At 71.4% G+C, this 8,178-nt stretch carries 8 protein-coding genes; 4 read left to right on the top strand and 4 right to left on the bottom strand.

Annotation, left to right across the window (positions count from 1 at the left end; genetic code table 11):
* Nucleotides 1-260 precede the first annotated feature (260 nt).
* Entirely contained in the window at nucleotides 261-1,286 is a 1,026-nt protein-coding gene (locus ACIREI_RS23445; protein WP_403335992.1) for a tellurite resistance/C4-dicarboxylate transporter family protein, read from the top strand.
* Here the strand turns inward: ACIREI_RS23445 and ACIREI_RS23440 are convergent.
* The gene (locus tag ACIREI_RS23440; RefSeq protein WP_403335989.1) at nucleotides 1,264-1,617 is read right to left on the bottom strand and encodes a hypothetical protein; all 354 of its coding nucleotides are present in this window, start codon (nucleotides 1,615-1,617) and stop codon (nucleotides 1,264-1,266) included. The genes ACIREI_RS23445 and ACIREI_RS23440 overlap by 23 nt on opposite strands.
* Before the next feature lie 555 nt (nucleotides 1,618-2,172).
* On the opposite strand from ACIREI_RS23440, the gene ACIREI_RS23435 reads away from it, so the two are divergent.
* Entirely contained in the window at nucleotides 2,173-3,243 is a 1,071-nt protein-coding gene (locus ACIREI_RS23435; protein ID WP_403335986.1) for an NlpC/P60 family protein, read from the top strand.
* Between the two features lie 52 nt (nucleotides 3,244-3,295).
* On the opposite strand, the gene ACIREI_RS23430 is transcribed toward ACIREI_RS23435, so the two are convergent.
* A complete protein-coding gene (locus tag ACIREI_RS23430) occupies nucleotides 3,296-4,015 on the bottom strand; it encodes a response regulator transcription factor (RefSeq protein ID WP_093905187.1) in 720 nt (239 codons plus the stop codon).
* Nucleotides 4,012-5,301: a PspC domain-containing protein gene (locus ACIREI_RS23425; RefSeq protein ID WP_403335983.1), complete on the bottom strand. Its 1,290-nt coding sequence runs from the start codon at nucleotides 5,299-5,301 to the stop codon at nucleotides 4,012-4,014. Before ACIREI_RS23425 ends, ACIREI_RS23430 begins: the two co-directional genes overlap by 4 nt.
* Nucleotides 5,302-5,480: 179 nt before the next feature.
* Between ACIREI_RS23425 and ACIREI_RS23420 the strand changes: the two genes are divergently transcribed.
* The gene (locus tag ACIREI_RS23420; RefSeq protein WP_403335980.1) at nucleotides 5,481-6,914 is read left to right on the top strand and encodes a PspC domain-containing protein; all 1,434 of its coding nucleotides are present in this window, start codon (nucleotides 5,481-5,483) and stop codon (nucleotides 6,912-6,914) included.
* Entirely contained in the window at nucleotides 6,901-7,152 is a 252-nt protein-coding gene (locus ACIREI_RS23415; RefSeq protein WP_403335977.1) for a hypothetical protein, read from the top strand. The genes ACIREI_RS23420 and ACIREI_RS23415 overlap by 14 nt, the downstream gene beginning before the upstream one ends.
* 27 nt (nucleotides 7,153-7,179) lie before the next feature.
* On the opposite strand, the gene ACIREI_RS23410 is transcribed toward ACIREI_RS23415, so the two are convergent.
* Entirely contained in the window at nucleotides 7,180-7,710 is a 531-nt protein-coding gene (locus tag ACIREI_RS23410) for a DoxX family membrane protein (RefSeq protein ID WP_403335975.1), read from the bottom strand.
* Nucleotides 7,711-8,178 lie beyond the last annotated feature (468 nt).

Raw genomic sequence — 8,178 nt, 5'->3', positions numbered from 1 at the left:
GTGGGGGTGGGGGGCGGGGGGGGGGGCGCCCCCCCCCCCCACCACCACCACCCCCCCCCCCCCCCCCCCCCCCCCCCCCCCCCCCCCCCCCCCCCCCCCCCCCCCCCCGCCACGGCCCCGACCCACACCCCACCCCCACGCGCTACACGAACCCCCACCCCACAGCAACAGGCCGCCGCAGGCACCCCCGGCCCAACCGCCGGAGGCAACACGCGCGTGCCCGCCCCCCGCCCCACCCGAAGCTCCCTAGCATCGCCCCCATGCCCGCCACCACCACCGCCGCAACCACCTCCACCTCCCCCCTCCACACCTGGTGGTCGCAACGTCCCCCCACAGCCGGCGCCGCCGTCATGGCAACCGGCATCCTGTCGGTGGCCCTGCACCAGACGGGCCACGAAACCCTGTCCCGGATCACCCTCACCCTGGCCTGCGCAACCTGGCTGGCCCTGGCCGGCGACTTCCTCACCCGACTCCTGCGGGACCGGGACAGGTGGCTGAAGGAGGCAGCCACTCCGGCAGCCCTGACCGCCATCGCCGCGACAACCGTCCTGGGCACCCGTTTCACCACCCTCGGCTGGCAGCCCCTCGCCAAGGCGCTCCTGGCCCTGGCGGCCCTGCTCTGGCCGGTCCTCCTCGTCCAGGTCGTACGCCACTGGCACCCCCGCATGCCCGGCGCGGTGTTCCTGGGCTGCGTGGCCACCCAGGGCCTGGCCGTCCTGGGCGCCACACTCGCCGCGTCCGAGGCCACGGCATGGCTCGCCCACACAGCACTCGCACTCTTCTGGCTCGGCCTGCTGCTCTACGTCATCGCCCTGACCCGCTTCGACCTACGCCAAGTCGCCCACGGCCCCGGCGACCACTGGGTGGCGGGCGGCGCCCTCGCCATCTCCGCGCTCGCCGGTTCGAAGCTCATCGCCGCCGACAGCGCCCGCCTGTACCTCTGGAACGACGACGCCGACAGCGCCCTGCGCACGGTGACCGTCGCCCTGCTGGTACTCGACCTCGCCTGGTACGCCGCCCTGCTCATCGCCGAGATCGCATGGCCCCGGCCTCGCTACGACGTACGCCGCTGGGCCACCGTGTTCCCGATGGGAATGACCGCCGCGGCAACACTCTCCGTCGCCGCCACCGTGGACGTCCCGTGGCTCAAGACCCCCGGCGACGTACTGCTGTGGATCGCGGTGGCGGCATGGCTGGCGGTCACCGCAGCCGCCCTACGGGCCTACACCGCACCCGCCCCCGGGCCGACCCCCGGCTCCGACATCAGGTCCACAACACAGCGATGAAGACGTTCGCCGTGCTCAGCAGCCCCACCACCCCGAACAGCCTCTTGTCCACCGTCTCGTCGTCCCGCTTCACATACACGAGCCCGAGAATCACAACCAGCAGCGCCAGCTTCACGCCGATCTTGATGTTGTTGACGGACTGGTCGTCCGCCTGATTGAGACCGACGAGGATCACCCCGGTGACCAGCATGGTCAGTGCACCGTGCAGCATCGCGGGGACGAACCGGGCGGTGCCCTGGCCCATCGCCTTCATCTGAGTGAAGAAACCCCCGAGCAGCGCGGCGATCCCGATGATGTGCAGGCCGACGAAGAGATGGATGAGTACGTCCATGGAGCCGGAGCCTAATGAGCGCCGGACAACCACCCGACACCGCCCCACTCGACGTACCCCACTCACCCCACACTCGCCCCATCCCAACCCCAACCTCACCCCAACCCCAACCTCACCCCACCCCCTACCGAACCCTCCTACCGATCTCGCATATATGCGGGCGCCCCATAGCACCCCGCCACCCCCACGCCCCCGGAAACCGCCACATCGGTCAGCACACTGCGTGAACACGACGACCCCATCCCGGGATCACGCTCACTTACGGTCATCCCGCGGTCCGCTCCCGGCACTTCCGTACAACGCGTTACCGACCCGGCACAGCCAGGTTTAGCGTCCTCCACCAGGTGACCGGCTCCCCACCGCCGCCCGGGCCAGGGGCGGCAGTCGGACACCACCGCCGAGGAAGTCCGGCGGCGACCCGCTCCCCCTGTGTGGGCCGCCGCCGGACGCGCAACCCGCCCCCCGGCACCCCCGGGCGTCCTACGGCCGCTCCCCCAGGCGCCCGTACGGGACGAGGCGGTCGTAGGCGGTCGTACGAAAGGACGTGCAGTCCACGTGGCAGCGCACCGCAAACCCCGTCAACGCTCGGCCGGCGGCAATACGGCCCGCACGGCATGGACGATCGCCCTGGCGGGCGCGGCGACGGCGACGGGGTTCGACGGGACCGGACACGCCGAGCCGCAGCTGACACCGGAGCAGGTCAAGGCGAAGGTGGACAAGCTGTACCAGGAGGCGGAGGTCGCCACCGAGAAGTACAACGGCGCGAAGGAGAAGGCGGACACGGCCGAACGGCGGATCAGGACACTGCAGGACGAGGCCGCCCGCAAGACGGAGAAACTGAACTCGGCACGGGAGGCGCTGGGTTCGATGGCCGCGGCGCAGTACCGCGACGGCGGCCTCGACCCGTCCCTGCAGCTCGCGCTCTCCGCCAACCCCGACCGGTATCTCGACGGAGCGGAGTTCGCCGAACGCGCCGGCCACCGTCAGGCGGCATCCGTCGCAAGCGTCCGTGAGCAAATCCGCGAGATCGAACAGCTACGCGGAGCCGCACGCGTCGAGCTGACCTCCCTGAAGTCCCGCCAGGCCGAACTGCGAAGCCACAAGAACACGATCACCGGCAAGCTGGACGAGGCCCGAAGCCTGCTCGCCCGACTGACCGCCGAGGAGCGGGCCCGGCTCGGAGCAGGCGCAGCCGACGCAGCCCGCGCCGCACGCAATTCGACGGGCAACCGCGACGCCTTGACGGCCCCCGGCTCCGCCACCGTCCAGGCACCCAACTCCCGTGCGGCAGCCGCGATTTCCTACGCCCACACCAAGATCGGCAGCCCCTACGTCTGGGGCGCGACCGGCCCGGACGCCTTCGACTGCTCCGGCCTCACCCAGGCCGCCTACCGCTCGGCCGGCATTTCCCTTCCCCGCACGACCTACGCCCAGATCGACTCCGGCCGCCGTGTCTCCCGCGCCGAACTACTCCCGGGTGACCTGGTGTTCTTCTACTCCAGCATCAGCCACGTGGGCCTCTACATCGGCAACGGCCAGATGATCCACGCCCCGAACCCGTCCGCACCGGTCCGGGTGGCCCCGCTCGACGAGATGCCGTTCGCGGGGGCCACGCGGGTGGTGTGAGCGAGCGGGCCGGGACCGGGGCAGGGGCAGGGAGCGCTGCCCGGGCCCGGGCTCACACCAGGCGCCGTGCCGTCGCCCACCGCGTCAGCTCATGCCGGTTCGACAACTGGAGCTTCCTCAGCACCGCCGAAACATGGGACTCGACCGTCTTGACGGAGATGAAGAGCTGCTTGGCGATCTCCTTGTACGCGTACCCCCGCGCGATCAGCCGCAGCACCTCCCGCTCGCGCTGAGTGAGCCGGTCGAGGTCCTCGTCGACCGGCGGCGCGTCCGTCGACGCGAAGGCGTCCAGGACGAACCCGGCCAGACGCGGCGAGAAGACCGCGTCGCCCTCCTGGACCCGGAAGATGGAGTCGACCAGATCCGTACCGGTGATCGTCTTCGTGACGTATCCGCGCGCACCACCCCGGATCACCCCGATCACATCCTCCGCCGCGTCCGAGACCGACAGCGCGAGGAAGCGGACGGGCTGCTCGGCGTCCGCCATCAACGGGGCGCAGCGACGCAGGACTTCCACCCCGCCGCCACCCGGAAGGTGTACGTCGAGGAGGACGACCTCGGGCCGGGTCGCGGTGATGACCGTGACCGCCTGGTCGACGTCCGCGGCCTCGCCGACGACTTCGACACCGGTCTGCTCGGTGCGGCCGATCTCGGCCTGGACTCCCGTACGGAACATGCGGTGGTCGTCGACGAGGACCACGCGCACGTGCCGCTCGCCCGCGCTCCCGCCGGTCGACTCCACAGGCTCGTTCGCCTCGGTCGGGTCGCTCATGACGTCTTCTCCGCCCTCTCCATCTCCAGCTCGACCTCTGTACCGCCGCCGGGCACCGCCCTCAGCCGGGCCGTGCCGCCGTTGCGCTCCATGCGGCCGATGATCGATTCTCTGACGCCCATGCGGTCGGCGGGTATCGAGTCGAGGTCGAAGCCCGGACCGCGGTCCCGGACGGACACGAAGACGGTCTTCCCCTCCACCTCGGCGTAGACCTGCACGGCGCCGCCCTCGCCACCGTACTTCGCGGCGTTCACCATCGCCTCGCGCGCGGCCTGCATCTGTGCGCCGATTTTCTCGTCGAGCGGGCAGTCGCCGACGACCACGACCTCTATGGGGACGCCGTGTTTGTCCTCGATCTCGGCAGCGTTGCGCCGGACCGCGTCGGCGAGGTGGGTGGGTTCGTCGGCCTCGTCCTTGCCGGTGCCCTCGGGTTTGTAGAGCCAGGTGCGCAGGTCGCGCTCCTGGGCGCGGGCGAGGCGGCGGACCTCGTTCGCGTTCTCCGCGTTGCGCTGGATCAGGGTCAGGGTGTGCAACACCGAGTCGTGGACGTGCGCGGCGACCTCGGCGCGCTCCTGGGCACGGATGCGCATCAGGCGTTCCTCGGAGAGGTCCTGGGTCATCCGGACCAGGTACGGGCCTGCGAGGAGCGTTATACCGACGAGGACCGCCAGGGCCGCCTGCAGGACGGAGCCGAGGTGGTCGGCGGAGCCCTGCAGGACGAAGATGCCGGAGACGCCGGCCGTGACCAGGACGACGCCGCCCGCGGCGCGCAGCAGCGTCAGGGTGCGCCGACGCCGCCCGACCTCCATCCAGCGGGCCCGGCGGGCGTTGTCCGCCTGGCGCCAGACCAGGGCGACGCCCGCGCCGACCAGCACGGCGGGCAGGAGGTAGGCCTTGGCGCCGTTGCCCAGGTCCACGCTGCCGACGAAGACCATCGCCACCACGACCATGAGGAGCAGCGCGACGATCTGCCCCTTGTCCGGCTTGCGGGCGACGAGTCTGCGGCGGCCGTCGGCCGCGGTCTCGGTGGCGAAGGGAGAGGGCCGCTGAGCGTCGACCCCGCCGACGCCGAGCGGCACGAAGAACCAGAAGGCGGCGTACAGCAGCGCGCCGAGGCCGTCCGCCATGAACAGGCCGACGAAGACGAGTCGCACCCAGATGACGGGCAGGCCGAGATGTCCGGCGAGCCCCCGCGCCACGCCCCCGAGCCAGCGTCCGTCGCTGCTGCGGTAGAGCTTGCGCGGCGGCCGCGGTTCGACGAGTGGCGCTGCTGCGGCTTCCGGCATGCCATCGATGTTCACACGGCGGGAGCAGCAGGGCATCAGGGTCGACCCCCGAGACTCCCCTGATCTTCGAACCCCTCCACCTCGCGCTCTTCCCCCGCACCCCCCTCAGGGCCGATATCAGGGTCCGACCAGGGTCATTCCGACTCCCGCCACGCCGACCCGCCCGTCACCATGGACACATGACAGATCACCAGCCCGCCGCGGACTCCGTGCCCGAGCCGGACGCCGTGCCCACCGCGGGCACCCAGTCCGGCCCGGCACCCGCGAGCGCCGTGGGTGAGGAACCGCGCGCGCACGCGGGCGCAGAAACAACAGCGTCCGCCGAAGCGGGCGCACCCGACCCGCCGCACAAGTTCCGGCGCGACCGGCGGTACAAGATGCTGGCCGGGGTGTGCGCGGGGCTCGGCCGGCAGTGCGACATGGACCCGGTGATCTTCCGAATCACCCTCGCCGTGCTCTCCGCGACCGGCGGCATCGGCCTCATCTTCTACGGCTTCGCCTGGCTCTTCGTCCCGTACGACGACGAGGACGAGAACGAGGTGCGCAAGCTGCTGACCGGCCGGGTCGACGGCCAGGCGCTGACGGCCGTGCTGTTCGCGCTGGTCGGCTGCGGCGTGTTCCTGACGCTGCTGAAGAACGGCGGTGTCCTGGCCTTCGCCGTCGTCCTCTCCCTCCTCGTGGCAGGCGCCGGCTACTGGTCGCGGCACCGTGCCACTCCCGACCCCGACCCGCTCGCCGCCCAGGCCGTCGCCGACGCCCCACCCGAGGCCCAGGCTCCACCGGTCCCTGCCGCCTACCCCTCCTGGTGGCGCGACCCCATCGTCAAGGACGGCACGCACGACGGCGGCACGGGCTATCTCTGGGGCCCTCGCGACTCCCGCGACCGCGACATCGCGGCAGCCGTCAACATCAGCCTCGGCACCACCTGGAGCAGCCGCCAGGACATACGCGCCCGGCGCCCCCCTCAGCCGAAGCCGCGCGGCCCCCGTGGAATCGGCGGCTCGGTGTTCCTGCTGGCCCTGCTCGCGGGCTCCCTCGGCACCAGCGCGACGTGGGAGGACCACGCGCTCGGCACCAGCCTGCAGACCGGCCTGTCCTGCGCGCTGCTCGTCTTCGGGCTGGGCATAGCGGTCAGCGCGTTCCTGGGCCGCACGGGAGCGGGCTCCATATTCCTGGCGGTCATCACAGCAGGCCTCCTGGCCGCCTCGGCCGCGCTGCCCAAGGACATCAGCACGCACTGGGTCGAGCGGAACTGGCGACCGGCGGCCGTGGCGGACGTACAGCCGCAGTACGACCTCGGCACCGGCGTCGGCACCCTGGACCTGTCCCGCTTGGAGCTCACCGAGGGCCAGACGGTGACGACGAGGGCAGACGTGGGCGTGGGCCGACTGAAGGTGATCGTCCCCAAGGACGTGACCGTGGAGGTGAGCATCGACGTAGGGGTGGGAGACATCCAACTGCCGGGCGACGACGAGCAGGACGTGGACGTGGCACCGGGCAAGCACAAGGAGCTGACGCTGACACCGGCCACGGGCACCAAGGAGGCAGGCACGCTGGACCTCGAGCTCAGCGTCGGCGCGGGACAGGCGGAGGTGAGCCGTGCTACGTCATGAGTTCCAGCCCGGCAGGCTGGTCGCCGGCACCTTCCTGACCCTCGCGGGCATCATCTACGCCGGTGACGCGGGCGACGCCTGGGAGACGCCGTGGTTCGTGGTGATCCCGCTGGTCGTGGGCGGCCTGTGCCTGTCAGGCGCGACAGCGGTCCTGACACGGGCGATACGCAAACGCCATCGCCCGCCCCACACTCCCCACCCGACACCCCCGGAGCCTCAACCGGACCCACACCACTGACACTGACCGACACCCCGCCAACGACGGCTACCGATAACCCCCCACCCGCCGCCGTCGCCGCGCGCGAAGTGCGGCGTCCAGCGAAAACATCGGCGCACCCGCGAGCACGAGCGGCAGCCATGCCATCAAATAGGCCAGATCATTGCCGTAGTAGTACGGATCGGAGGCCCAGCTCACCGTCAACCACAGACTCAGCGAGATGAGCGCACCACCGAGCGCCGCCGCACGGGCGAGCAGACCGACCAGCGTGCCGATACCGACGGCAACCTCACCGATGGCGATGGCATAGCCAAAGGCGACAGGGTTCTCCAGGGCCATGTCGACCATGGCCGGAATGGCCGAGGAATCACGAACGGCCCGCATCATGTCGCCGATCGAGCCCGACCCGGCGTCCTTCATGAACGCGCTGTCGGTGAGTTTGTCCAGGCCTGCGTAGATGAAGGTGACGCCGAGAAAGACGCGGAGCGGCAGTAGCGCGTACTGGCCGGCGACATCACGCCAGCTCCGGCCGCCGTCGAGGTAAGGGGGGTGCGTGTCCGTGTGCATACCGTGAGTCATCGCCCGTAGCCGCCTCTCGCCCGCCGTGCCGTGACCCCTCAAAAGACGATACGTACGCCACGACGCCCCCGCTCAATCCTCTCCCGACTTGGCCGGTCTGAGGCGGTGTTTCGCCCTCCACGCCCGTTCCCGGGAAAGCAAGGACCAACGCCGCCCCCGTTCACAGGCACCCAGCACTGCCGCTGGTCGGGGTGGGTCGCGCGGCCCGGCGCTACGGGGTGCCGCTGCGCCCACCCGTGCCGCCCCAGCGGCACGACTGCCCGCAGCTACGCGGCTGCGGCGGCGCGGGCTGCTGTGGCTGGCCGGGAATGGCGCGTAGCCCCACGGGCCCGCAGTCGCGTACGGCGGGAAGGGGACGGGTCGGGGGGTGTCCGCCCGCAGAGTCCGGTGTCAACAAACGGCACCTCCAGCCCAAGGCCCACCACCGGACCGAGGACGGACACCCCCCCGCCCCGCCCCCCCCCCCCC

It is taken from the genome of Streptomyces sp. NPDC093591 (assembly GCF_044764885.1).
GTDB lineage: Bacteria > Actinomycetota > Actinomycetes > Streptomycetales > Streptomycetaceae > Streptomyces.
Note: the sequence above shows the minus strand (reverse complement) of the source record. Positions and strands in the feature narration are given on the sequence as shown.